Raw genomic sequence first — 23528 nt, forward strand, 5'->3', positions numbered from 1 at the left:
GTTCGCGCGGTTCGTCACGCCTGCGCGACGCCGTTACCCGAACACCAGCGGGCTGTCGGCAGGCGGCACGTGGACGACCCCGGCCACTGCGACGGCGCGGAAGAAGCGACGGCGGCGGTCACCGGCGAAATCTATGCCGTGCAGCATCCATCCATAATCGATATCGGCGCCGCCCGCAGCGGCGTCCGCCACGCTATCCGGATCGATCGCCCGCGCCACGCCGGCGAACCCCGCGCGCCCAAGGAACACTGTGGGCGCTGTCCTGATCGCGCGCTTGAACATCGCTGCATGACGCCCGGCCTCTGCGGCAGGTTCGCCAGCGTGCAGCTCGAAATGCGCGCCGACGACATAGCCGACGTCTCGCAGCGACAGGATGCGGCGGCCATCCTCCTCGCCCTGCTCGTTCCGGACCGGGGCAATCGCCCGGATCGTGTCGACGACCCAGGTCATGCCGGGTCGCCAGTAGATCGCGTCGAGTATCCCGCGCGCGGCATGCGGAGTAATGATGTCGTAACTGATCAGGTCACGCTGGAATTCCGGGCGTGCGAACAGCGCCCTGTCGCCGGCCAGATGCACGCAGACTGCCACAATTATTCTCCATATGTTCCCATATTGTTCATAACAGGCTGTACGGCGCGCGCTGCGGAAATACATCCGGATTGGATGCGATCGCCTTGGCCGAGAGCCGGCGAATTGCGGATAGTGGTGCGGTCGTCCGGCATCCGCCAGACGTTGATCGAAGGGGATTCCCATGAGCCATGTCCACCGTCTCGAACTGCGCATCGCCGTGCCCCGTCGCGGGCCGATCAAGATCGACATCGACGCGCATGACGTATTTCCCGAATGCGCGCCTGCTCCCGCGCCGCCGGTGTCGCGTCCGGCGGGCAACGCTTGGCTTGCAATGCAGGCCTGACCGCATAGGGCGGCGGGGTGACGACCGCCGCCGACCGCATCCTGCCCGCGATTGCCTATCGCCTCGTGTCGGTGCTGGCGTTCGCCACGATGGGCGCGCTCATCAAGCTGGCGGAGGTGCGCGGGGCGGGGCTCGCCGAACTGCTGTTCTTTCGGCAGGCGGGGTCGCTGCCGGTCATCGTCGGCTGGGTGGCGCTGGGGCCGGGGCTGGCGACGCTTCGGACGCAGCGGATCGGCGCGCATGCGCTGCGGTGCGTGGTCGGGCTGTCGAGCATGACGCTGATGTTCGCGACCCTGCTGCTGCTGCCGCTGGCGGAGGCGACCACGCTGCAGTTCACGGTGCCGATCTTCGCGACGATCCTGGGCGCGGTGGTGCTGCGCGAGGCGACGGGGAGGCATCGCTGGAGCGCGGTGCTGCTGGGCTTTGCCGGCGTGCTGGTCGTTGCGCAGCCGGGGAGTGGTCACATCCCGCTGCTGGGCGCCGCGACCGGGCTGGGGGCGGCATTCCTGTCGGCGAGCGTATCGATCCTGATCCGCCGCATGGGGTCGAGCGAGCCGCCGGCGACGATCGTGTTCTACTTCGCCTTGTTGTCGATGGTGCCGCTGGTCCCGGCCTTCCTGTGGACGTTCACCGCGCACGATGCCGGCACATGGGCGATGCTGGTCGCGATCGGCATGGTCGGCGCGGTCGGGCAGTTGGCGATGACGACCGCGCTCAGCCTCGCGCCAGTGTCGGTGGTGGTGCCGATGGATTATTCGGGGCTGCTGTGGGCGACGCTCTACGGCTGGGCCCTGTTTGGCGTGCTGCCGGGCGCGGCGACCTGGGCGGGCGCACCGATCATCGTCGCGAGCGGGCTCTATATCGTCTGGCGCGAGCAGCGCCTGGCCCGCGGCATCGCTCGCAGCGCCCCGGCGGTCAGCGACTGACCGACCGCCGGGCGTGCCCGCTCAGGCGACCGCGTCCTTCCACGCCAGCACCGGCTTGCGCGCCGCCAGCGTCTCGTCGAGGCGGCGGCGGGGAGCGAAGTACGGCGCGGACTTCAGCGACGCATCGCCGGCCTTCGCCCGCTCCGCCACCGAACGCAGCGCGCCGATAAACTGGTCGAGTGCCGCCTTCGATTCGGTCTCGGTCGGCTCGACCAGCATCGCGCCGTGGACGACCAGCGGGAAATACACCGTCATCGGGTGATAGCCCTCGTCGATCAGCCCCTTGGCGATGTCGATCGTCGAGAAACCGTCGGGCAGGCCGGCGTCGCTGAAGATCGCCTCGTGCATGCACGGCCCCGACGCGGCGAAGGGCGCATCGAGAGTGTCCTCCAGGCTGCGCAGGACGTAGTTGGCGTTGAGTACGGCGTCCTCGGCGACCTGGCGCAACCCGTCCGCGCCGTGGCTGAGAATGTACGCCAGTGCGCGCGTGAACATGCCCATCTGGCCGTGGAAGGCGACCATGCGGCCGAACGAATCGGGGTGACGATCCTCGACGGTTTCTTCCTCGACCAATGTGATGTGGCCGTCGGCATGGCGTTCGGTGAAGGGGAGGGGGCCGAACGGCGACAGCGCCTCCGACAGCACCACCGGCCCCGAGCCCGGCCCGCCGCCGCCGTGCGGGGTCGAGAAGGTCTTGTGGAGGTTGATGTGCATGGCATCGACGCCGAGGTCGCCCGGACGTACCCGCCCAACGATCGCATTGAAGTTCGCGCCGTCGCAATAGACGTAGCCGCCCGTGGCATGGACCGCGTCCGAAATCTCTTTCAGGTCGCGCTCGAACAGGCCGCAGGTGTTGGGGTTGGTGATCATCACCGCGGCGACGTCCGGCCCCAGCCGCGCCTTGAGCGCCGCGGTGTCGACGCGGCCCTCGGCGGTGGCGGGAATGTCCTCGACCTGGAAACCGGCGAACGCGGCGGTGGCGGGGTTGGTGCCGTGGGCCGATTCGGGGACCAGCACGACCTTGCGGTGGCCCTCTCCGCGCTTCTCCAGCGCCGCCTTGATGCACAGGATGCCGCACAGCTCGCCGTGGGCGCCGGCCTTGGGGCTCATCGCGACGCCGTGCATGCCGGTCAGCTCGATCAGCCAGACCGCCAGTTCGTTGATGACGCCCAGCGCGCCCTGCACCGTGTCGACCGGCTGGAGCGGGTGGACGTCGGCGAAGCCCGGCATCCGCGCGACGCGTTCGTTGAGGCGCGGGTTGTGCTTCATCGTGCACGACCCGAGCGGGAAGAGCCCGAGGTCGATCGCGTAATTCTGGCGGCTGAGGCGGGTGTAGTGGCGCACCGTCTCGGGCTCCGACAGGCCGGGCAGGCCGATCGGGGCGGAGCGGGCGAGACTGCCGAGGCGGCTGGGCGCAGCCGGTGCGTCGGCGAGGTCGACGCCGGTGGTGGCGGTCGATCCGATCTCGAAGATCGTCGCTTCCTCCAGCATCAGCGCACGGTTGCCGGTGAAGGTCGCGGGGGCGGCGTCACCGCCCTTGCCCATCTCGGGACGCCAGCCGCTCTGGTTGATCGCGTTCATGCCAGCACCTCCTGAAGAGCGGTCGCAAGGGTTTCGAGGTCCTCCGCGGTCGTCGTCTCGGTCACCGCGACGACCAGGCCGTTTTCGAGCGCATCCTCGCCCGGATAGAGCCGGCCGAGCGACACGCCGGCGAGGATCCCGCGATCGGCGAGTTCGCGAACGATCGGGCGGGCCTCCCGCGGTAGCTTCAGCGTAAATTCGTTGAAGAACACCGGCGTCACCAGTTCGACCCCCGGCACCTGTGCGAGCCGGTCGGCGGCGGCGCTGGCGCCGGCGTGGTTGAGCTCGGCGAGACCGCGCAGCCCCGCTTCGCCGAGCAGGGTCATATGGATCGAGAAGGCGAGCGCGCAGAGCCCGCTGTTGGTACAGATGTTCGACGTCGCCTTCTCACGACGGATATGCTGCTCGCGGGTCGAGAGGGTGAGGACGAAGCCGCGCTTGCCGTCGGCATCGACGGTCTCGCCGCACAGGCGGCCCGGCATCTGGCGGACGTATTTTTCCTTGCAGCCGAACAGCCCGACATAGGGTCCGCCGAACTGCAGCCCGACGCCGATCGACTGGCCTTCGCCGACGACGATATCGGCGTCCATCTCGCCCGGCGACGTGATCGCGCCCAGCGCCACCGGCTCGGTCACGACCGCGATCAGCAGCGCCTTCTTCGCGTGGCACACATCGGCGAGCGGGGTCAGGTCGGCGATACGACCCAGAATGTCAGGATACTGCACGACCACGCACGACGTATCGTCGTCGATCGCGGCGATCAGCGCGTCGATGTCGGTGTCGGCGGCAAGCGTCGGCAGCGACGTCTCGAGCGTGTCGCCTGTGTACTTCGCCATCGTGTTCGCAACCGAGACATAGTGCGGGTGCAGCCCCGACGACAGGATCGCCTTGCTGCGCCGTGTGATCCGCCGCGCCATGCCGATCGCCTCCCAGCAGGCGGTCGAGCCGTCGTACATGGACGCGTTGGCGACGTCGGTGCCGAGCAGGCGCGCGACCTGGCTCTGGAACTCGAACAGCATCTGCAACGTGCCCTGCGCGATCTCGGGCTGATAGGGCGTGTAGGCGGTCAGATACTCGCCGCGCTGGATCAGGTGATCGACCGACGCGGGCACATGATGGCGATAGGCGCCGCAGCCGAGGAAGAACGGCACGTCGCCGGCAACCGTGTTCTGCCGGGCGAGTGCGGCCATGTGGCGCTCGACAGAGAGTTCGCTGGCATGGTTGGGCAGGCCGTGGATCGGGCCATCGAGCCGCGCGGCCTCGGGCACGTCGGCGAACAGGTCGTCGATCGACGCGGCGCCGATGGTGGCGAGCATGGCCGTGCGGTCGGTGTCGGTGAGGGGCAGGTAGCGCATGACGACTTCCTAAGGCGTCACCCCAGCGCAGGCCGGGGTCTCGGGCCGCAAGCGATACGGCGGGAGATGCCAGCCTTCGCTGGCATGACGGTGGGGATTACAGCTTCGCGACGAACTCGGCGTAGGCGGCTTCGTCCATCAGCGCCTCGACCTCGCTCGGGTCGGCGAGGGTCAGCTTGAAGAACCAGCCCTCGCCCTCCGGGTCCGAATTGACGAGATCGGGCTGGTCGGCGAGCGCCGGGTTGCCCTCGATCACGGTGCCGCCGACCGGCGAATAGACGTCGGACGCGGCCTTGACCGATTCGACCACGGCGGCCTCGTCGCCCTTGGCCAGCGTGCGGCCCTCGGCGGGGACGTCGACGAACACGATGTCGCCCAACTGCCCCTGCGCATAGTCGCTGATGCCGACCGTCCCGGTCGCGCCGTCGACGTCGATCCACTCATGATCTTCGGTGAAATAGCGGCTCATGCGGAAGCTCCTTTGCGGACATAGCGGTGGGGGACGAAGGGCATGGCGGCGACGGTCGCGCTATGGACCTTGCCGCGCTGGGACAGGGTGACGGTCGTGCCGGGCTCGGCCATCGCGACCGGCACATAGGCCATCGCGATCGGCGCGCCGACGCTCGGGGCGAAGCCGCCCGAGGTGACCTTGCCGACCTCGCTGCCCTCGGCATCGAGGACCAGCGCGCCCTCGCGGACCGGCTGGCGGCCATCGACCATCAGGCCGACGCGCTTGGTGATCGCGGCGCCGTCACGCTCGGCCATGATGCGGGCGTGGCCGGGGAAGCCGCCTTCCTCGCGCCGTCGCTTGGAGAGCGCGAAGCCGAGGTCGGCCATGACCGGCGTCGTGTCGGGGTCGAGATCGTGGCCGTAGAGCGGCAACCCCGCCTCCAGCCGCAGTGAATCGCGCGCGCCGAGGCCGATCGGCTTGACCTCCGGCTGGTCGGTGAGCGCATCGGCCAGCGCGGTCGCGAGGTGACCGGGCACCGAAATCTCGAACCCGTCCTCACCGGTGTAGCCCGACCGGCTGACGCCGATCTGCGCGCCTTGAAAGTCGTAGGCCGAGCCCTGCATGAAGCCGAGCGACTCGACCCCCGGCACGACCCGCGCCAGCGCATCGACCGCCTTCGGCCCCTGCAGCGCCAACAGCGCCTGGTCGTCGAGGTGGTTGATGCCGATCTCGTCGGCCATGTGCTCGCGCAGATGGGCGATGTCGTCCCACTTGGTCGCGCCGTTGACCACGACGTAGAAGGATTCGTCGCCCAGGCGGGTGACCATCAGGTCGTCGAGGATGCCGCCATTGTCGGCGAGCAGCAGCGAGTAGCGGATGCGCGCTTCCTTCAGCGCGGCGAAGTCGCCGGGCATCAAGGCCTCCAGCGCCGCGGTCGCGCCGGGGCCGGATATCATCAGCTGGCCCATGTGGCTGACATCGAACAGCCCGGCCGATTCGCGCACCCACAGATGCTCGGCCATGATGCCTTCGTACTGGACGGGCATGTGATAGCCGGCAAAGGCGACCATGCGGCCACCCTTCGCGCGGTGCCACGCGTCGAGCGGCAGGGTGAGGGTTTCGGGGGTTTCGACCGGGGTGTCGTCGTCGCTCATCATCACGGGCCTTCCAAACAGAGTCGCGACGACGCCAGCCGAGTGCCGCGCGCCATCGCCCCCTCTGTCACGGAAACCTGAGAGCTTTCCCCGCCGTAGCTCGTAAGAGCGAAGGCGGGTTACCCCTTCGGTGGTCCGCCGAAGCTCGTGCGAGCGAAGGCGGACGCTTTCCAGAGTGTCGTATTCACGCGCGGTCCCTGGTGCCTGAGAGATTCCGGGGCGGTTGCTCCTTCGGCGAGTCCTGAAAGGACTACTCTCCCGCGCGTGTATCGACCCGGTTGCCCGGGCCTCGACGGGCGCGAGCCTTGGCGAGAGCGGGCGGCCAAGTCAATTGCCGACGCGCCTACTCGCCGAACGCCCGCTGGATCAGGTCGCGGGTGGAGGCATCAAGGTCGCCGCCGCCTTCCCCCGCCTTCTTCGCCATTTCCTTGCCCAGCTCGACCCCGAACTGATCGAACGGATTGATCCCGAGCAGCGCGCCCGACACGAAGGTGCGGTGTTCGTAGAACGCCAGCAGCGCGCCCAACGTCCGCGCGTCGAGCTGGTCGAGCAGGATCGTGGAGGACGGGCGGTCGCCCGGATAATTGCGCGCGCCGTCGTCGCTGGCGCGACCGGTCATCAGCGCGGCGCCTTGCGCGAAGGCGTTCAGGAGCAGCGACGAGTGATGCGCTTCCTCCAGCGCGTCGCCGCCCTCGACCACCGCGACGAACTCGACCGGGACGAGGTGCGTGCCCTGGTGGAGCAGCTGGAACACCGCATGCTGGGCATCGGTGCCGACCCCGCCCCAGGTGATCGGTGCGCTTGGGCGGTCGAGCGGGGTGCCGTCGATGGTTACGCCCTTGCCGTTCGATTCCATCTCGAGTTGCTGAAGGTAGCTCGGGAGCAGGCGCAGCCGCTCGTCATAGGCGAAGGTCGCGCGGGTCTCGCACCGCTTCACCTGCGCGTAATAGAGGTCGGCGAAGGCGGCGAGCATCGGCGCGTTGGCGTGGGGCGCGGTCAGGCGGAAATGGCGGTCCATCTCGGCCGCGCCCTCCAGCAGTTCCGAAAAGCTGTCCCAGCCGAGTGCCATCGCCGCGGGAAAGCCGATCGACGACCAGAGCGAATAGCGTCCGCCGACCGACTCGGCGAACGGCAGGATACGGGTTTCGTCCACGCCCCACTCGATCGCGGCATCCGGGTTCGCGGTCAGCGCGATGACGCGGCCGTAGGGATCCTCGACCCCGTCCTCCTTCAGCCAGGCGAGCGCGCTGTCGGCATTCAGCATCGTCTCGGTCGTGGTGAAGGTCTTCGACGCGATGACGACGATGGTCGCGTGCGGATCGAACGCGTCGAACACCTCCTCCAGCGCGACGCCGTCGACGTTGGAGACGACCGCGACATCGTAGCGATCGGCATCGCGGCCAAGCGCGTCGACCAGCAGGTCGGGACCGAGCGCCGATCCGCCGATGCCGATGTGGAGGATGTGGCGCACCGGCCCCAGCGCCTCGCCCTCGATCGCGTCGATCAGCGCGCGCATCCGGGCGTGGAGCATGGCCGCGTGCGCCGAATCCTCCTCGCTGCCCTCGCCACGCTCGGCGACATGGGTCACGGCGCGGCCTTCGCTGGTGTTGACCGGCTCGCCTGCGAACAGGGCGTCGCGCTTCGCCGCCAGATTGGCCGACTTCGCCAGCCCCTCGAACGCGGCGAGGCCGGCGGCGTCGAGATGGGTCTTGGAGAAATCGAAATGGATGCCCGCGACATCGACCGAAAACGCGGCGACGCGACCGGGATCGCGCTCGAACAGTGTCGTCAGCTTCGGTGGGTCGAGCGCATCGACCGTGGACCAGTCCGTCATCGTCATTCTCCGTGCGGGATGCCTGCCTCTACCCCTCAACGCTTGACGCGCAAGGCGCTCCGCCACAGGACGCGGATATGGCAGACCAGGTCACGACCTCCGACGGCACGCGCGCGAAGCCGAAATCGGAACTGCGCGATACGCTTTCCTTCCTCGCGAAGCTGGCGATCGTGGTGTTCATCTTCCGCAGCTTCTTCTTCTCGCCGTTTTCGATTCCCAGCGAATCGATGCTGCCGCGGCTGTTGATCGGGGATTATCTGTTCATCTCGAAATGGAACTACGGCTATTCGAAGCATTCGCTGCCGTGGAGCCTGCCGCTGATTCCGGGGCGCATCTTCCCCTCGACGCCCGCGCGCGGCGACGTGGTGGTGTTCAAGGCGCCGCCGTCAGCCAATTCCGACTATATCAAGCGCGTGATCGGCGTGCCGGGCGACACCATCCAGATGCGCGCCGGCCAGCTGTTCCTGAACGGCAAGGCGATTCCTAAGCAGCGCGTCGCCGATTTCGTCATTCCGGTGACGCCCAACTACGGCTGCGACGCGCGTTTCCAGGACGTCGTCGCGGGCAAGCCGGTGTGCCGCTACCAGCAGTACCGCGAGACGCTGCCGGGCGGGCGCAGTTACGCGGTGCTCGACCGCGGATACGATCCGCAGACCGACGATACCGAAGTCTTCACCGTGCCCGCGGATCATCTGTTCCTGATGGGCGACAACCGCGATGCCTCCGCCGACAGCCGCTTCCCGGCGATGGACGGCGGCGCGATCGGCCTCGTCCCGATCATCAACGTCGAGGGCAAGGCGATCGTCGGCTTCTGGTCGACCGACGGCAATGCGCAGTGGGTGAAGCCGTGGACGTGGTTCTCCGCCGCGCGCTGGAACCGCATCGGGGAAGGTTTCTGAGCGGCGGGCCCGCCGGCGATCTCGACGCGTGGCTGCGCGCCACGCTCGGGCGCGACCCCGCCGACCGCGCGCTGTTCGACCGCGCGCTGACCCACGGCAGCCAGGCGACCGAGACTTATGAGCGGCTGGAATTCTTGGGCGACCGGGTGCTGGGCCTCGCCGTCGCCGAATGGCTGTACGCGCGGTTCCCGAAGGAGGCCGAGGGGCAATTGTCGAAGCGGCTGAACGCGCTGGTGACCGGCGCGGTGTGTGCAGAGGTCGCGCGCGAGCTGGGCGTCGTGCCGTACCTGCGCCTCGGCAAGCAGGCCCGCGACGATGGCGCGGCCAACAGCGACAATGTGCTCGGCGACGTGATGGAGGCGCTGATCGGCGCGCTGTACCTCGACGCGGGAGCCGAGGCCGCACGCGATTTCGTCCGCGCGCACTGGGCAGGCCGCATCGACCACCAGGCCCGCGCGCCGCAGCATCCCAAATCCGCCCTCCAGGAATGGGCCGCCGCCCACAACCGCCGCCCCCCGGCCTACGAGATCGTAGACCGCTCCGGCCCCCACCACGCCCCGCGCTTCACGGTGAAGGTGTCGGTCGGCAAGCTCGCCGAGGCGACCGGCGAGGGCTCATCGAAGCATCAGGCGGAAACCGCGGCGGCCACCGCCCTGCTCAAGGAATTACAGAAGTGACAGACCAATCCTGCGGCCTGATCGCCGTCGTCGGGGCGCCGAACGCGGGCAAGTCGACGCTCGTGAACGCGCTCGTCGGTCAGAAGGTCGCGATCGTCAGCCCCAAGGCGCAGACGACCCGCGCCCGCCTGATGGGGATCGCAGTGGAGGGCGCGACGCAGCTGTTGCTGGTCGATACGCCGGGCATCTTCGAGCCGAAACGCCGTCTCGACAGGGCGATGGTGCAGGCGGCGTGGGGCGGGACCGAGGGGGCGGACCTGATCGCGCTGGTGATCGACGGCAAGGGCGGAGTCGCCGCCAAGGTTACCGAGATTATCGAGTCGCTGAAGCACCGCAAGGAGCCCAAGCTGCTGATCCTCAACAAGGTCGACATCGCCGACAAGCCGCGCCTGCTGGCGACCGCGCAGAAGCTGAACGACCTGCTCGCCTTCGACGACACCTATTTCATCAGCGCCACGACCGGTGACGGCGTGCCCGAGCTGAAGGCGGCGCTGGCGGCAAAGATGCCGGTGGGGCCATGGCATTTCCCCGATGACCAGGTCGCCGACATGACCGACCGCATGCTCGCCGCCGAGGTGACGCGCGAGCAGCTGTACCTGCAGCTCCATGCCGAGCTGCCCTACGACAGCGCGGTTGAGACCGAGAAATATACCGAGCGCGACGACGGATCGGTCGAAATCCACCAGCAGATCCTGGTCGCCCGCGACACCCAGCGCGCGATCGTGCTGGGCAAGGGCGGTGCGCGCATCAAGGAAATCGGCGCGAAATCGCGCGCCCAGCTGAAGGAGCTGCTGGGGGTGCCGGTGCATCTGTACCTGCACATCAAGGTCAACCCGAAGTGGCAGGAAGACCGCGGGCTGTACCGCGATATCGGGCTGGATTGGGTCGAATAGGCAGAGAAGGAAGGCGGTTCAGGGGAGGCGAAGGCGCGAAGATAGAAGGAAGATGCGCGCGCGCGGAGGCGCGGAGGTGTTGCGATCGGGGACGCCGAAGGCGCTTCGGCATCGACGATGATCAAGGCGCTGCGCACGGCCCCGCCCCCTTCCCGCGTCTCCGCGGGGACCCGCGCTTCTTCGCGCCTTTGCGCCTTCTCTGAACGCTTTCACTTCCGAACCCTGCGCAAACCCCCCGCTCGCACTTCGCAGACGATGGCGCTAAGGCGCGGGGATGGCCGACGATCCCATTGCCATCTTCGACGCCTGGCTTGCCGACGCCGGGCGGAGCGAACCCAATGATCCGAACGCGATGGCGCTCGCCACCGTGGACGCAGACGGCCAGCCTTCGGTGCGGATGGTGCTGCTGAAGGGCCACGACGATCGCGGCTTCGTATTCTACACCAACCGTGAGAGTCGCAAGGCGGGGGAACTCGCCGCAAACCGCCATGCCGCGCTGCTGTTCCACTGGAAGTCGCTGCGCCGTCAGGTCCGCATCGAAGGCCCGGTTACCCGCGTGACCGATGCCGAATCGGACGCCTATTTCGCGACCCGCAGCCGGGCGTCGCAGGTCGGCGCCTGGGCGTCGGACCAGTCGCGACCGCTCGACGATCGCGCGACGTTCGAGGCGCGCTATACCGAGGTCGAGGCGCGGTTTCCGGGCGACGTGCCACGCCCGCCGCACTGGGGCGGCTACCGCGTCGCGCCCTCCGCCATCGAGCTGTGGGAGGACCGCCCGGGACGCCTGCACCACCGGCGACTGTTCACGCGCACCGATGGCGGCTGGGACGAAGGACTGCTGTACCCATGATGACCGAAAGCGAACGCCGGCGGATCATCCCGCTCGCCATCCGCGCGGCGCTGTTCAGCGTCGCGATGGCGACATTCCTGCTGGCACTGAAGGCGTTTGCCGCGTGGCATACCGGATCGGTGGCGATGCTGGGGTCGCTGGCGGACACCGGGCTCGACCTGCTCGCCAGCCTCGTCACGCTGTACGGCGTGAAGCTCGCCGGCGAGCCCGCCGACCACGACCACCGCTTCGGCCACGGCAAGGCAGAGGCGCTGGCGGCGCTGTTCCAGGTCGGCCTCATCACCGCGTCCGCGATCGGCATCGCGTGGCGCGCGATCGATCGCTTCGCCAACCCGTCGCGCGCCGAGGACGCCGCGTTCGGCATCGGCGTGTCGATGATCGCGATCGGCGCGACCGCGATCCTGCTCTGGTACCAGCGCCGCATCATCCGCCAGACCGGATCGGTCGCGATCATGGCCGACAACGTCCACTATCAGTCCGACGTGCTGCTGAATCTGGCGGTCATCGCCGCGCTGGCGCTCGACCAGTATTTCGGGCTCACTGGCGCCGACCCGGTGTTCGGCATCGCGATCGCGCTGTGGCTGTTGTGGGGAGCGTTCAAGGCGTCTTCGAATGCGATCGACCAGCTGATGGACAAGGAATGGCCCGAGCCCGAGCGCAACCGCTTCATCGAGGTCGCCGCGCGCCAGCCGGGCCTGAAGGGCATCCATGACTTCCGCACCCGGCGCGCCGGCACGCATGATTTCGCGCAGTTTCACATGGAAGTCGCGCGCGATCTGACGGTGGGGCAGGCCCACGACATCGTCGAGGGCGTCGAGCGCGCGCTGCGGGGTGCGTATCCAAAGGTCGAGGTGCTGATCCACCTCGATCCGGAGGGGCATGTCGATACCGACAATCCGCTGGTCGAGGCCGACGTGACGCCGCACTGGTTCGGGAAACGGATGTGAAGATACCTTTCGCGCAGATTGATGCGTTCGCGCGCGCGCCATTCGAGGGCAATCCGGCGGCGGTGATGCCGCTGCATTCCTGGTTGCCCGATCCGACGCTGCAGCGGATCGCCGAGGAGAACAACCTGTCCGAAACCGCGTTCGTCGTCGGCGGGGAGCAGGGCGAGGGCGACTGGGAACTCCGCTGGTTCACCCCCGCCGCGGAGGTCGCGCTATGCGGTCATGCGACGCTGGCGAGCGGCCATTTCCTGTTGTCGGCGGACCCCTCGATCGACCGGGTCGCGTTCCGCACGCGGCAGGCCGGCGTGCTGGAAGTCGCCCGTGACGGCGACGGCTATGCGATGGAACTGCCGGCGTGGGCACCGGTGCCCAAGGCGATGCCCGAGATCGTCGCGGCGCTGGGGGTCGAGCCGGTCGAGACGCTGTGGCACGACAAGGGTTATGCGCTGGTGATCGTGAAGGACGAGGCCGCAGTGCGCGCCGCCGCGCCCGATGGTCGCGCGGTCAAGGCGCTGGGGCCGTTTGTGCTGATCGTGTCGGCGCGCGGCGACACCACCGACGTCGTCAGCCGCGTGTTCACCGACTATTTCGACATACCCGAAGACCCGGTGACCGGATCGGCGCATGCGGTGATGGTGCCGTATTGGGCGGAGAAACTGGGGAAGACGAGCTTCGCCGCATACCAGGCGAGCGCGCGCGGCGGGCATGTCGGATGTACGCTGGCGGGTGACAGGGTGGTGCTGCGCGGCGGGTGCGTGACGGTGATCGAGGGAGTGTTTTCGTTCTGAATTCCTCCCCGCTCGCGGGGAGGTGGCAGCGCGCAGCGCTGACGGAGGGGGGTATCCGCGAGCGATCCGCTTGCGGCCCGCCCCCTCCACCGCTGCGCGGTCCCCCTCCCCGTGCCGGGGAGGATTTCAGGCTGCCTCCGCCACCCGTGCGCGCTCCGTTTCCGCGATCCAGCCGCCACCGAGCACGCGGTCGCCGGCGTAGAGTACCGCGGCCTGCCCCGGCGCGACGCCATATTCGGGGGCGTCGAACACCAGCCGGTCGCCGTCCAGACGGGCGGGGACCGGCTTGGCGAGGCTGCGCACCTTGGCGGTGAGCGGGCCGGCGAACGCGCCGCCGAGCCAGTTGATCTCGGTCAGCCGCGCGGCATCGACCGCGAGCGCCGCCTTCGGCCCCACCACCACCGACTGGGTCGCTGCGTCCAATCGCACGACGTACATCGGATCATGCCCGCCGCCGATGTCGAGCCCGCGGCGCTGGCCGACGGTATAGTGGATCAGCCCGCGGTGGGTGCCGAGCACGCGGCCGCCCTCGTCGACGATCGCGCCCGACGTCGCCGCCTCGGGCCGAACCTTGCGCACCACGTCGGCGTAATTGCCGGCGGGCACGAAGCAGATGTCCTGGCTGTCGGGCTTGGCGGCGACCCCGAGCCCCAGTTCGGCGGCGATTTCGCGCACGCGGGCCTTGGGCAGGTCGCCCAGGGGGAAGCGCAGATAGTCGAGCTGCGCACGCGTGGTCGCGAACAGGAAATAGCTCTGGTCGCGCGCGGGATCATGCGCGCGGTGCAGCTCCGCGCCGTCCGCGCCGACGACGCGGCGGACATAGTGACCGGTGGCGAGGCAATCGGCGCCGAGATCGCGGGCGAGCGCGAACAGGTCGGTGAACTTCGGCCCCATGTTGCACTTCACGCACGGGATCGGCGTGCGGCCGGCGAGATATTCGTCGGCAAAATCCTCGATCACCTGCTCGCGGAACGAGGAGGCATGGTCGAACACGTAATGCGCGATGCCGAGCGTGTCGCACACCGCGCGCGCGTCGCGGATGTCGCGCCCCGCGCAGCACGCACCGGCACGCCCGACCGCCTCGCCGTGATCGTAGAGCTGCAGCGTGATGCCGATCACTTCCGCGCCGGTGCGCGTGGCGAGCGCCGCGACCACCGACGAATCGACCCCGCCCGACATCGCCACGACGATGCGGCGCGCGGCCACCGGCTCGGGCAGCTGGAAATCGATGCTGTCGGTCATGCCGCGCGCCATAGCGCCGCCGGCGCCGCGACGCAAAAATCCGGGCGCCTTTACGCGCCCTTCAGCACTGGCGGCGCACACCCGCCCTCCCGTCATGTCGTTCGAGTGAGTCGGTTTGGACCTGAGTTTCGCCCGCAGCCAGAATTTCGCCCGGTCGCTCGGCACGCACGTCACGGTGCTGCCGGTCGAGCTGGCGGTGCTGCTGGTCGGCGTCGTCAGCCGCCAGGCGGCAAGCCCGACGGCACGGGTCCAGGCTTTGCTGTCGCGCGGCGCATCGGCGCATGCGCGCCTGGCGCCCCGTGCGGGGGCGTTCGATGCCGCGACGGCACAGGCGCTAACGCGCTGGCAACAGGAATGAAGCGCCCGTTTACCGCGTGGTTTGAGACGATGTTCAAGCTCCCGCACTAACGGTCGTTACACAGGGTTAGAGTTTTCGGAGACCCCCGGCTCCGCATCGAGGTACGAATGATCGAGAACCAGAAAATCCGTCCCGCGAAAGTCATCGGCCCGCTCGGCGAGCCGCTGACGCTGGACACGCTGCCCCCGCCCGAGACGACCCGCTGGGTCGTGCGGCGCAAGGCAGAAGTCGTCGCGGCGGTGAACGGCGGGCTGCTGAGCGTCGACGAGGTGTGCGACCGCTACGGCCTGACCGCGGAGGAATTCGCCGGGTGGCAGCGCGCGATCGACCGGTCGGGCATGCCCGGCCTGCGCGTCACCCGCATCCAGCATTATCGTTCGCTGTACGAGCGCCAGCAGAAATACTGACGCCGCGCGAACGGCAACCAGATCGGCGCCAACACTTCTCCCCTGGTGTCGACCGCAGGAACGGCCCGTCTCCCCCAGGGAGGCGGGCCGTTTCATATGCGAAAACATCAAAACGCGCCCGGAACAAAATCCCCCTCTTGCGAGTCATGCACCTACGCAATCCGGAAAGGGCCGGATGTAACGGAGGGATTGGACATGGGTATCATCATCTGGCTGGTGGTTGGCGGCGTGGTCGGCTGGCTCGCAAGCATCATCATGCGCACCGACGGGCAGCAGGGCATCATCCTGAACGTCGTCGTCGGCATCGTGGGCGCGGTGATCGCAGGGTTCGTGACCGGTGCGAACATCAACAACGGCATTACCGTGATGAGCTTCCTCTACTCGCTCATCGGCGCGATCGTGCTGCTGGCGATCGTCAACCTGGTGCGTCGCGGTTCGGTCCGCTGATCGCCCGGCTCGGCTGACGCCGGGCGGTTGAGAACAAGGAAGGGGCCGCGCGACTGTATCGCGCGGTCCCTTTTTTGCGTCATTTCAACAGGAAGCGGACGGCGATCGTCACTTTCACGTCCTGCTCGCCTGCGGCGACCGCGGTGTCGGCGGAGGCCTTTTCGGCGCGCATCATCATCACCGGCATCGGCGGCTGGGGGAAGGAATCGCCCGATTCGCCGATCGAGACGATGCGGTCGACACGCAGGCCGGCGGCCTTCGCATAGAGTTCGGCGCGCGCCCGCGCCTTCGCCACCGCATCGACCCGAGCCTCGTCGGTCGCGGCATCGGCCTTGTCGATCGACAGCGCCGGTCCCTCGATCTGGTTCGCGCCCTGCTTCACCAGCGTGTCTAGGATGCGACCGCTGCGCGCGATGTCGCGGAAGCGCACCGAAACGGTGTTCGACGCCTGATATCCGGTGATCGCCGGCGCCTGCCCCTCGGTATAGCGGTACTGCGGCTGCAGCGAGATGGTCGAGGTCTGGATGTCGCGCGCCTCGACCCCTGCGGATTTCAGCGCCGCAAGCACCCCCGCCATGCGATCGGCATTGGCCGACAGCGCCGCGGCGGCGGTCGCGGACTGCGTCACCACGCCCGCGCGAATCGTCGCGATGTCGGGCGTGCGCGTGGATACGCCCGTCGCCGACACGTCGAGCAGCGTGCCGTCGATCATCACCGGCGGCACGGTCGCGACCTGTGCGGCGGCGGACAGCGGCGTGACGAAGGGCGCCAGCGCGAGGGCGGTGGCGGTCAGGTGGCGGATCATGCGTGTCTCCCGGTTGGTCATGCCGTGGGGGTGTAGCGGCGGCAGGGCAACGGCGGATGAACGCGTGGCTATGCGTTCCCGATCTCGCCTGCCGCTTCGGGCGTCGTCGAGTTGCGCGGCGGTTTCCCGCCTGCGCTTCACGCGCGCGAAGCGGCAGTTCGCTGCCCGTGACCTTGGCGCGGGCGGCAAAGGCTGGCAATGATCCGGCAACCTTCGGACACCAGCCGTTTCTCAACGCTTGAGGTTGGTGAGTTATTCGGATAATACAGCATCGACGGCGCGTCCCGGGGGGCGAAGACCGGGGGTGCGAACCATGAACTACGAGAGCAGGATGACCGGGGACAGCGCATATCTGATCGAGGGCGAGGTCGCCTCGAAACGTCGCAAGTGGATCATCGTCGGCGCGGTCGTCGTCGCGCTGGTCGTGGTCGTGGCGGCAATCATGGTCATGCGCGGCGGCAGCGACGGTGCCGCGGCCAAGACCGGTGCCGTCGGGGCGAAGGGCGCGCAGCAGGTGCCGGTCGTGTCGGTCATGGTTCCGGGCCGCTCGGCGGTCGCGACCATCGTCACCGGTACGGGCACGATCGCGGCGCGGCGCGAGATGCCGGTCGGCATCGCCGGCGAAGGCGGCATGGTGACCCGCGTGCTGGTCGAACCGGGCAGCTGGGTGAAGGCGGGGCAGGTGCTCGCCACCATCGACCGCTCGGTCCAGACGCAGACTGCCGAGAGTCAGGCGGCGAGCATCCGCGTCGCGCAGGCCGATGCCGATCTGGCGAAGGCCGAGCTCGACCGCGCGCGCCAGCTGGTCGATCGCGGTTTCATCTCGAAGGCGGACGTACAGCGGCGCGAGGCGACGCTGGCGCAGACGACGGCGCGGGTCCGCGTCGCACAGGCGCAGCTGGCCGAGACGCGGGCACGCAACGGTCGCCTCGACATCCGCTCACCCGCCGAGGGGCTGGTGCTGACCCGCGGCGTCGAGCCGGGGCAGATCGTGAGTGCCGGCAACGGCATGCTGTTCCGCGTCGCGATGGGCGGCCAGATGGAAATGCGCGCGCAGCTCGCCGAAACCGATCTCGCTCGCGTCCACACCGGCGTCCAGGCGCAGGTCACGCCGGTCGGCGCGACGCAGGGCTTCACCGGACAGGTGTGGCAGGTGTCGCCGATCATCGACCCGCAGTCGCGCCAGGGCATCGCCCGCATCGCGCTCAGCTATAGCCCTGCGCTGCGTCCCGGCGGCTTCGCCAGCGCCAGCATCAACGTCGGCGGCAGCCAGGCGCCGCTGCTCCCCGAATCGGCGGTGCTGAGCGACGGCAAGGGTAACTTCGTGTATATCGTCGACGGCGCGAACAAGGCGGTGCGCCGCGACGTCCGCGTCGGCGAAGTGTCGGACGCGGGCGTCTCGATCGCCGGCGGGCTCGACGGGACCGAACGGGTGGTGCTGTCGGCCGGCGCCTTCCTCAACCCCGGGCAGACGGTGAAGCCGGAACTCAAGAAGGCGCGCTGACATGGGCTTCCGCAACATCTCGGCCTGGGCGATCCGCAACCCGGTTCCGCCGATCGTCCTGTTCCTGTTCCTGACCGTGATGGGGCTGGTCAGCTTCATGCGGATGGACGTGAACAACCAGCCGGATATCGATTTCCCGGTCGCCTATATCTCGATCAGCCAGCCGGGCGCCGCGCCGACCGAGCTGGAGGGGCAGATCACCCAGCGCGTCGAGGCTGCGGTGCGATCGCTGCAGGGCATCGACGAGATCAACTCGACCGTTACCGAGGGCAATTCGCAGACCGTCGTCCAGCTCGACCTCGGCACCCCGATCGACCGCACCGTCAACGACATTCGCGACGCCATTCAGCAGATCCGCGGCGACCTGCCCGACGGCATTCTCGAGCCGCAGATCGGGCGCATCAACACCAGCGGCAACGATGTCGCGAGCTTCACCGCATCGACCACGTCGATGACGCTGGAGGAGCTGAGCTGGTACATCGACAACACGGTGACCAAGGAACTGCTGGCGGTGCCCGGCATGGCGACGGTCGACCGCAACGGCGGCGTCGATCGCGAGATCCGCGTCATCCTCGACCCGCTGAAGCTGCAGGCGCAGGGGCTGACCGCGAGCCAGGTCAACCAGGCGCTGCGCCAGGTCAATCTGAACGCCGCCGGCGGTCGCGCCGAAATCGCGGGGTCCGAACAGTCGGTGCGCGTGCTCGGCAATGCGCAGGACGCCTACACGCTCGGCCAGACGCAGATTTCGGTCGGTGGGCGATCGGTGCGGCTGGCCGATGTCGCCAACGTGCGCGACCTCTATGCCGAGCAGCGGTCGCTTTCGACGTCGGAGGGGCACCAAGTGCTCAGCTTCGATTTCCAGCGCGCGAAAGGCGCGTCGGACGTCACGGTGTACAAGGAAGCGCAGGCCAAGCTCGACGCGCTCCAGAAGCGCAACCCACAGGTCCAGTTCCACCTGCTGTTCAACTATTCGAAATACGCCGAGACCCAGTATCACGTCGCCATCGACGCCATGATCGAGGGCGCGGTGCTCGCGGTGCTCGTCGTGTTCCTGTTCCTGCGCGACTGGCGCGCGACGTTCATCTCGGCGCTCGCGATCCCGCTGTCGGCGATCCCGAGCTTCTGGTTCATGGAGTTGCTCGGCTTCGACCTCAACCAGATGACTTTGCTCGCGCTGAGTCTGGTCGCGGGCGTGCTGGTCGACGATGCGATCGTGGAGATCGAGAATATCGTCCGCCACATGCGCATGGGCAAATCGGCCTACCAGGCATCGATCGACGCGGCGGACGAAATCGGGGTCGCGGTGCTCGCCACGACCATGTCGATCGTCGCGGTGTTCCTGCCCGTCGGCCTGATGCCGGGCGTGTCGGGGCAGTTCTTCAAGAACTTCGGCCTGACCGTCGTCGCCGCGGTGCTGATGAGCCTCGCGGTAGCGCGCCTGCTCACCCCGATGATCGCCGCCTATTTCCTGAAGGCGAAGGGCCATGCCAGCCACGGCGAGGGCTGGCTGATGGACCGCTACATGGGCATCCTGCGCTGGACGCTGATGCATCGCTGGTCGGCGGTGGTCGGCGGCATCGTGTCGCTGGTCGCGACCGTGCTGATGTTCATGGTGCTGCCCAACACCTTCCTGCCCGAGGAAGACAATGATTCGGTCACCGCGATCGTCGAACTGGTGCCGGGATCGACGCTGCAACAGACCGAGGCGGTGGTACAGCGCACCGCCGACGTGCTGCGCCGCCAGAGCGATGTGGCGGCGGTCTATACCCGCGCCTTCGTCGGCCAGGGCCGCGTCACCGCGCAGCTGAAGGACGACCGCGCGCAGAAAAGCTATGAGTTCCAGCGCGCGATCGGGCCGCAATTGTCGGCGATCCCCGATGCCCGCGTGTCGTTCCGCGCCGGCGGCTGGGGCGGCGGATCGGGCCGTGCCCTGACGATTACCCTGGGCGGCAGCGACCCGGTCGCGCTGAACAAGGCCGCGGTCGCGATCGTCGACGGGATGCGCGCGCTGCCGACGATCCGCAGCCCGCTGATCACCGGCGATCTGCAACGTCCCGAGATCACGATCCGGCCCCGGCTCGATCTCGCCGCATCGCTCGGCGTGACGACCAGCGCGCTGTCGTCGGCGATCCGCATCGCGACGCTGGGCGACATCGACCAGAATTCGGCGCGCTTTTCGCTTTCCGACCGCCAGATTCCGATCCGCGTCGCGCTCGACCAGAGCGCGCGGCAGAAACTGTCGACGATCGAGAACCTGCCCGTGCAGACCTCGACCGGCGGGTCGATCCCGCTGAAGGTCGTCGCCGACATCGGCTTTGGTGCCGGCCCGACCAAGATCGAGCGATCGAACCAGCAGCGCCGCATCACCATCGGCGCCGATCTCGCTCCCGGCGAAGTATCGGGCGAGGCGATGAAGAAGATCCGCGCGCTGCCGGCGATGCAGAACCTGCCGGTCGGGGTGAACGAGCTGAAACTGGGCGAATCGAAGCAGCAGGCGGAGATGATCCAGAACTTCGTCGGCGCGGTGCTGGCGGGTATCTTCCTCGTCTTCTCGGTGCTGGTGCTGCTCTACCGCCGCGTGATGCCGCCGTTCGTCAACATGGGCTCGCTGCTGCTGGCGCCCCTGGGCGGGCTGATCGCGCTCTGGATCTGCGGCATGCCGATCTCGCTGTCGGTGTATATCGGCATCCTGATGCTGCTCGGCATCGTCGCCAAGAACTCGATCCTGCTGATCGATTTCGCGCTGGAGGAAATGGAAAAGGGCGTGCACCCGGTCGATGCGATCATCGACGCCGGGCACAAGCGCGCACAGCCGATCGTGATGACGACGGTGGCGATGGTCGCGGGCATGATCCCGACCGCGCTGTCGTTGTCGGGCGACGGATCGTTCCGCCAGCCGATGAGCGTGGTGGTGATCGGCGGGCTGATCCTGTCGACGATCCTGACGCTGCTGATCGTGCCGGCGAGCTTCAGCCTGGCGGTCGGGATCGAACGCTGGATGGGGCCGAAGCTCGGGCGCCGTCTGCTGACCTATCGTCCCGGCGACGATGGCCAGCCGGTGCTCGACGGCGCCGGACCCGACCAACCGCAACTGGGTCGCGGTCCGGCGCGGATCGGGCACCGTCCGGGCGACGACCCGCAACCGGCGGAATAGGGGCTGGGGGACTCTTACCCTGAGGAAGCGCGTGGTTGGCGCGGCGCGGAACGGCGCGCCCGGACATGTGCACGAGTTGTGCTCCCGCGCAGGCGGGAGCCCAGAGTTACCGGTCAAAGCGTTCTTGGCCCTGGGCTCCCGCCTGCGCGGGAGCACCGGTTTCAATGGGTGAGTGCGCAACCCGCTTGTCTTTGGCTCCCCGCCCCCTCGCGCTTTCGCCGCGCCCCTTGAACAAACCCGCGGTTCGGGGATTGTCGCAGGGATGACAGCATCCGCCCTGCCTCTCGCCAACGGAGGCGCGATCCCTCCTGCGCTGCGGCGTATGCGCATCGTCGCCACCGGCCTGCTGGTGGTGATGGCGGTCGTGTACGGCGTGTCGCGGTCGCAGGAGGCGGCGTATCCGTGGGTCGGTTTCGTCCGCGCCTTTGCCGAGGCGGCGATGGTCGGCGGCCTGGCCGACTGGTTCGCGGTCACCGCGCTGTTCCGCCACCCGCTCGGCCTGCCGATCCCGCACACCGCGATCATCCCGCGTAACAAGGATCGAATCGCGACGACGCTCGCCCAGTTCCTGCGCGACAATTTCCTGATTCCGCGCGTGGTCGCGCGGAGGATGGGGCGGATCGACGTTGCGGGTGCCGCCGGGCGCTGGCTCGCCAACCCATCGGGCATCGGGCAGGGGCGGCTGCGGCGCGGGGCATCTCGTCTCGCCGTCGACATGCTCGAATCGCTCGATCAGGAGCGGCTGGGCGGGATGGTCCGCGCCGGCCTGTCGTCGCAGCTCCGCCAGCTTCAGGTCGCGCCGCTGATCGGCAAGGGCCTGCACGCCGCGATCGCCGAGAACCGCCACGTGCCGCTGATCGACGCGGTGGTGCGCTGGGCCGGGCGGACGGTGGAGGCGAACGAACCGATCCTGCGCGACATGATCAGCAGCAAGGCCGGCAGCGTGCTGCGCTGGACCGGGCTCGACGAGAATCTGGGGAACGCGATCCTCGACGGCATCTACAAGCTGATGCTGGAGATGGCGAACGACCCCGAGCACCCCTTGCGCGCCAAGGCCGAGGAGGGGCTGGCGACGCTGGCCATCGACCTGCAGCACGATACGCCGGTGCGCGCCAAGCTGGAGGCGTTCAAGAACGACATGCTTGCGAACCCGGCGCTCGGCGACTGGTGGCAGGGGGTGTGGGAGAATATCCGCACCAGTCTGTTGAAGGCGGCGCAGGATCCGGAAAAGCTGATGGCGGGCAAGCTGGGCGAGGCGCTGCGCCAGCTCGGCACGTCGCTCCAGGACGATCCGCGGCTTGCTCGCACCATCAACCGCTTCGTGCGACGCGCGGCGGTCGGCGCGGCGTCGGATTACGGTGACGGCATCGTCCGGCTGGTCAGCGACACGATCCGCGGCTGGGATGCTGATACGCTGACGACGCGGCTGGAGAATACGGTCGGGCGCGACCTGCAATATATCCGCGTGAACGGCACGTTGGTCGGCGGGCTGGTCGGCGTGGTGATCCACACCGTCGGAACGGTTCTGTGAGGGCGATCGTGCGCGGTCGCCGGGCCGCCACCACACCGATCCGCAGAGCCACGCGCAGTCGCGTTGCTCGTGACGATTCAGGCGTCGCCCCGCCAGTCGAGGATCGGCCAGCCTCTCCGCCGCGCCAGCGTCTTGAGCGGCCCGTGCGCGTTGACCGCGAACGCCTCGTCCGCCCACTCCATCACCGGCGCGTCGGAGACGTGATCGCTGTAGAAGCGGATGTGCGCGTCGCCGCGGTCCAGCCGCTGCTGCGCCATCCACGCCTTCACCGCGCGCAGTTTCGCCGCGCCGTACACATTCTCCCCGGCGATGCGGTGGGTGAGCGCGCCTGCCGGGTCATGCTCGCTTTCGGTCGCGATGACGTCGTCGAAGCCCAGCCGCTCGGCGATCGCGCGCGCGTAGAAGGCGTAGGAGGCGGTCGCCATCACCAGCCGGCACCCGTCGGCACGATCGGCGGCGATGCGCGCGCGGGCGGCATCGAGCACGCCGGTGGCGACGATGTGATCGGCAAAGGCGGCGGTGACCGAGGCGACGTGATCGGCGGCAAGCGACCCACCCAGCAGCCATTTCTGCGTGGTCTGTTTCAGCCTGGCGCGATCGATCAGCTTCAGGACATAGGCGGTGCCGGCCAGCGCCGCCCACGGCAGCAGCGCGAGCCGCCAGCGCGCGCGCCGGCGCATCGCGAACGCCAGGAACGGCGTCCACGTCGGCGTGCGGGTGATGGTTTTATCCATGTCGTAGATGGCGATACGCGTCGGCATCATGTGTCTGTACGCATGACGGCGCTTGCCGCGCCAGCGGGAATCGGGGAT

Annotated in this window: 23 protein-coding genes and 1 riboswitch; of the genes, 14 read left to right on the top strand and 9 right to left on the bottom strand. The window is 68.5% G+C overall.

Annotated elements, in window-relative coordinates:
- Nucleotides 1-33: 33 nt before the first annotated feature.
- The gene (gene cas5c, locus M9980_RS12245; protein ID WP_250751317.1) at nt 34-588 is read right to left on the bottom strand and encodes a type I-C CRISPR-associated protein Cas5c; all 555 of its coding nucleotides are present in this window, start codon (nt 586-588) and stop codon (nt 34-36) included.
- Nucleotides 589-751: 163 nt separating this feature from the next.
- Between cas5c and M9980_RS12250 the strand changes: the two genes are divergently transcribed.
- Nucleotides 752-913, top strand: a complete 162-nt coding sequence (locus tag M9980_RS12250) for a hypothetical protein (RefSeq protein ID WP_250751320.1) — start codon at nt 752-754, stop codon at nt 911-913.
- A 17-nt stretch (nt 914-930) separates the two neighbouring features.
- Complete coding sequence (locus M9980_RS12255) at nt 931-1839, top strand: DMT family transporter (protein ID WP_250751323.1); 909 nt, start codon at nt 931-933, stop codon at nt 1837-1839.
- Between the two features lie 21 nt (nt 1840-1860).
- Here the strand turns inward: M9980_RS12255 and gcvPB are convergent, their stop codons facing one another.
- The 5 genes from gcvPB to pgi all read right to left on the bottom strand — a co-directional run bounded on the left by gcvPB (nt 1861) and on the right by pgi (nt 8214).
- On the bottom strand, nt 1861-3420 hold the full coding sequence (gcvPB, locus tag M9980_RS12260; RefSeq protein ID WP_250751326.1) for an aminomethyl-transferring glycine dehydrogenase subunit GcvPB: 1560 nt from the start codon (nt 3418-3420) through the stop codon (nt 1861-1863).
- Nucleotides 3417-4775 (bottom strand): aminomethyl-transferring glycine dehydrogenase subunit GcvPA, encoded by a 1359-nt coding sequence (gene gcvPA / locus M9980_RS12265; RefSeq protein WP_250751329.1) that lies wholly within the window; start codon nt 4773-4775, stop codon nt 3417-3419. Before gcvPA ends, gcvPB begins: the two co-directional genes overlap by 4 nt.
- 97 nt (nt 4776-4872) lie before the next feature.
- Nucleotides 4873-5244 (bottom strand): glycine cleavage system protein GcvH, encoded by a 372-nt coding sequence (gene gcvH / locus M9980_RS12270; RefSeq protein WP_250751332.1) that lies wholly within the window; start codon nt 5242-5244, stop codon nt 4873-4875.
- A complete protein-coding gene (gene gcvT / locus M9980_RS12275) occupies nt 5241-6380 on the bottom strand; it encodes a glycine cleavage system aminomethyltransferase GcvT (protein ID WP_250754929.1) in 1140 nt (379 codons plus the stop codon). Before gcvT ends, gcvH begins: the two co-directional genes overlap by 4 nt.
- Before the next feature lie 181 nt (nt 6381-6561).
- Nucleotides 6562-6651, bottom strand: a riboswitch (glycine riboswitch).
- Nucleotides 6652-6723: 72 nt separating this feature from the next.
- Entirely contained in the window at nt 6724-8214 is a 1491-nt protein-coding gene (gene pgi, locus M9980_RS12280) for a glucose-6-phosphate isomerase (RefSeq protein ID WP_250751334.1), read from the bottom strand.
- Between the two features lie 77 nt (nt 8215-8291).
- Here pgi and lepB point away from each other — a divergent pair, with 77 nt between their 5' ends.
- The 6 genes from lepB (at nt 8292) to M9980_RS12310 (ending at nt 13268) form a co-directional block, all read left to right on the top strand.
- Entirely contained in the window at nt 8292-9113 is an 822-nt protein-coding gene (gene lepB / locus M9980_RS12285) for a signal peptidase I (protein ID WP_250751337.1), read from the top strand.
- The gene (gene rnc / locus M9980_RS12290; protein ID WP_422921401.1) at nt 9110-9790 is read left to right on the top strand and encodes a ribonuclease III; all 681 of its coding nucleotides are present in this window, start codon (nt 9110-9112) and stop codon (nt 9788-9790) included. The genes lepB and rnc overlap by 4 nt, the downstream gene beginning before the upstream one ends.
- Nucleotides 9778-10683: a GTPase Era gene (gene era, locus M9980_RS12295; protein WP_250754934.1), complete on the top strand. Its 906-nt coding sequence runs from the start codon at nt 9778-9780 to the stop codon at nt 10681-10683. The genes rnc and era overlap by 13 nt, the downstream gene beginning before the upstream one ends.
- Before the next feature lie 274 nt (nt 10684-10957).
- On the top strand, nt 10958-11533 hold the full coding sequence (pdxH, locus tag M9980_RS12300) for a pyridoxamine 5'-phosphate oxidase (protein ID WP_250751340.1): 576 nt from the start codon (nt 10958-10960) through the stop codon (nt 11531-11533).
- Nucleotides 11533-12480: a cation diffusion facilitator family transporter gene (locus M9980_RS12305; RefSeq protein ID WP_250754936.1), complete on the top strand. Its 948-nt coding sequence runs from the start codon at nt 11533-11535 to the stop codon at nt 12478-12480. The genes pdxH and M9980_RS12305 overlap by 1 nt, the downstream gene beginning before the upstream one ends.
- Complete coding sequence (locus M9980_RS12310) at nt 12477-13268, top strand: PhzF family phenazine biosynthesis protein (protein ID WP_250751342.1); 792 nt, start codon at nt 12477-12479, stop codon at nt 13266-13268. Before M9980_RS12305 ends, M9980_RS12310 begins: the two co-directional genes overlap by 4 nt.
- A gap of 126 nt (nt 13269-13394) precedes the next feature.
- Here the strand turns inward: M9980_RS12310 and mnmA are convergent, their stop codons facing one another.
- Nucleotides 13395-14510, bottom strand: coding sequence for a tRNA 2-thiouridine(34) synthase MnmA (mnmA, locus tag M9980_RS12315; RefSeq protein ID WP_250751343.1), 1116 nt, complete (start codon nt 14508-14510; stop codon nt 13395-13397).
- Nucleotides 14511-14625: 115 nt separating this feature from the next.
- On the opposite strand from mnmA, the gene M9980_RS12320 reads away from it, so the two are divergent.
- The 3 genes from M9980_RS12320 (at nt 14626) to M9980_RS12330 (ending at nt 15722) form a co-directional block, all read left to right on the top strand.
- Complete coding sequence (locus tag M9980_RS12320; protein WP_250751345.1) at nt 14626-14868, top strand: hypothetical protein; 243 nt, start codon at nt 14626-14628, stop codon at nt 14866-14868.
- 107 nt (nt 14869-14975) lie between these two features.
- Nucleotides 14976-15275, top strand: coding sequence for a CtrA inhibitor SciP (sciP, locus tag M9980_RS12325; protein ID WP_250751347.1), 300 nt, complete (start codon nt 14976-14978; stop codon nt 15273-15275).
- A 195-nt stretch (nt 15276-15470) separates the two neighbouring features.
- On the top strand, nt 15471-15722 hold the full coding sequence (locus M9980_RS12330) for a GlsB/YeaQ/YmgE family stress response membrane protein (RefSeq protein ID WP_250751349.1): 252 nt from the start codon (nt 15471-15473) through the stop codon (nt 15720-15722).
- 79 nt (nt 15723-15801) lie between these two features.
- Here M9980_RS12330 and M9980_RS12335 read toward each other — a convergent pair whose 3' ends face one another.
- Nucleotides 15802-16527 (bottom strand): SIMPL domain-containing protein, encoded by a 726-nt coding sequence (locus M9980_RS12335; RefSeq protein ID WP_250751351.1) that lies wholly within the window; start codon nt 16525-16527, stop codon nt 15802-15804.
- A gap of 313 nt (nt 16528-16840) precedes the next feature.
- On the opposite strand from M9980_RS12335, the gene M9980_RS12340 reads away from it, so the two are divergent.
- From M9980_RS12340 to M9980_RS12350, 3 genes are all read left to right on the top strand, one after another.
- Nucleotides 16841-18031: an efflux RND transporter periplasmic adaptor subunit gene (locus tag M9980_RS12340; RefSeq protein WP_250751354.1), complete on the top strand. Its 1191-nt coding sequence runs from the start codon at nt 16841-16843 to the stop codon at nt 18029-18031.
- Nucleotide 18032: 1 nt separating this feature from the next.
- Complete coding sequence (locus M9980_RS12345) at nt 18033-21185, top strand: efflux RND transporter permease subunit (protein WP_250751357.1); 3153 nt, start codon at nt 18033-18035, stop codon at nt 21183-21185.
- A gap of 322 nt (nt 21186-21507) precedes the next feature.
- Nucleotides 21508-22716 (top strand): DUF445 domain-containing protein, encoded by a 1209-nt coding sequence (locus M9980_RS12350; RefSeq protein ID WP_250751360.1) that lies wholly within the window; start codon nt 21508-21510, stop codon nt 22714-22716.
- 77 nt (nt 22717-22793) lie between these two features.
- Here M9980_RS12350 and M9980_RS12355 read toward each other — a convergent pair whose 3' ends face one another.
- Nucleotides 22794-23480, bottom strand: coding sequence for an HAD family hydrolase (locus M9980_RS12355; RefSeq protein ID WP_250751363.1), 687 nt, complete (start codon nt 23478-23480; stop codon nt 22794-22796).
- Between the last annotated feature and the right edge of the window lie 48 nt (nt 23481-23528).

Source organism: Sphingomonas donggukensis, assembly GCF_023674425.1.
GTDB lineage: Bacteria > Pseudomonadota > Alphaproteobacteria > Sphingomonadales > Sphingomonadaceae > Sphingomonas > Sphingomonas donggukensis.

Coding starts and splice junctions, on each gene's coding strand:
- M9980_RS12250 (WP_250751320.1), top strand. CDS start 752: ATGAGCCATGTCCACCGTCTCGAACTGCGCATCGCCGTGCCCCGTCGC.
- gcvPB (WP_250751326.1), bottom strand. CDS start 3,420: ATGAACGCGATCAACCAGAGCGGCTGGCGTCCCGAGATGGGCAAGGGC.
- gcvPA (WP_250751329.1), bottom strand. CDS start 4,775: ATGCGCTACCTGCCCCTCACCGACACCGACCGCACGGCCATGCTCGCC.
- gcvH (WP_250751332.1), bottom strand. CDS start 5,244: ATGAGCCGCTATTTCACCGAAGATCATGAGTGGATCGACGTCGACGGC.
- gcvT (WP_250754929.1), bottom strand. CDS start 6,380: ATGAGCGACGACGACACCCCGGTCGAAACCCCCGAAACCCTCACCCTG.
- pgi (WP_250751334.1), bottom strand. CDS start 8,214: ATGACGGACTGGTCCACGGTCGATGCGCTCGACCCACCGAAGCTGACG.
- lepB (WP_250751337.1), top strand. CDS start 8,292: ATGGCAGACCAGGTCACGACCTCCGACGGCACGCGCGCGAAGCCGAAA.
- pdxH (WP_250751340.1), top strand. CDS start 10,958: ATGGCCGACGATCCCATTGCCATCTTCGACGCCTGGCTTGCCGACGCC.
- M9980_RS12305 (WP_250754936.1), top strand. CDS start 11,533: ATGACCGAAAGCGAACGCCGGCGGATCATCCCGCTCGCCATCCGCGCG.
- mnmA (WP_250751343.1), bottom strand. CDS start 14,510: ATGACCGACAGCATCGATTTCCAGCTGCCCGAGCCGGTGGCCGCGCGC.
- sciP (WP_250751347.1), top strand. CDS start 14,976: ATGATCGAGAACCAGAAAATCCGTCCCGCGAAAGTCATCGGCCCGCTC.
- M9980_RS12330 (WP_250751349.1), top strand. CDS start 15,471: ATGGGTATCATCATCTGGCTGGTGGTTGGCGGCGTGGTCGGCTGGCTC.
- M9980_RS12335 (WP_250751351.1), bottom strand. CDS start 16,527: ATGATCCGCCACCTGACCGCCACCGCCCTCGCGCTGGCGCCCTTCGTC.
- M9980_RS12340 (WP_250751354.1), top strand. CDS start 16,841: ATGAACTACGAGAGCAGGATGACCGGGGACAGCGCATATCTGATCGAG.
- M9980_RS12345 (WP_250751357.1), top strand. CDS start 18,033: ATGGGCTTCCGCAACATCTCGGCCTGGGCGATCCGCAACCCGGTTCCG.
- M9980_RS12350 (WP_250751360.1), top strand. CDS start 21,508: ATGCGCATCGTCGCCACCGGCCTGCTGGTGGTGATGGCGGTCGTGTAC.
- M9980_RS12355 (WP_250751363.1), bottom strand. CDS start 23,480: ATGATGCCGACGCGTATCGCCATCTACGACATGGATAAAACCATCACC.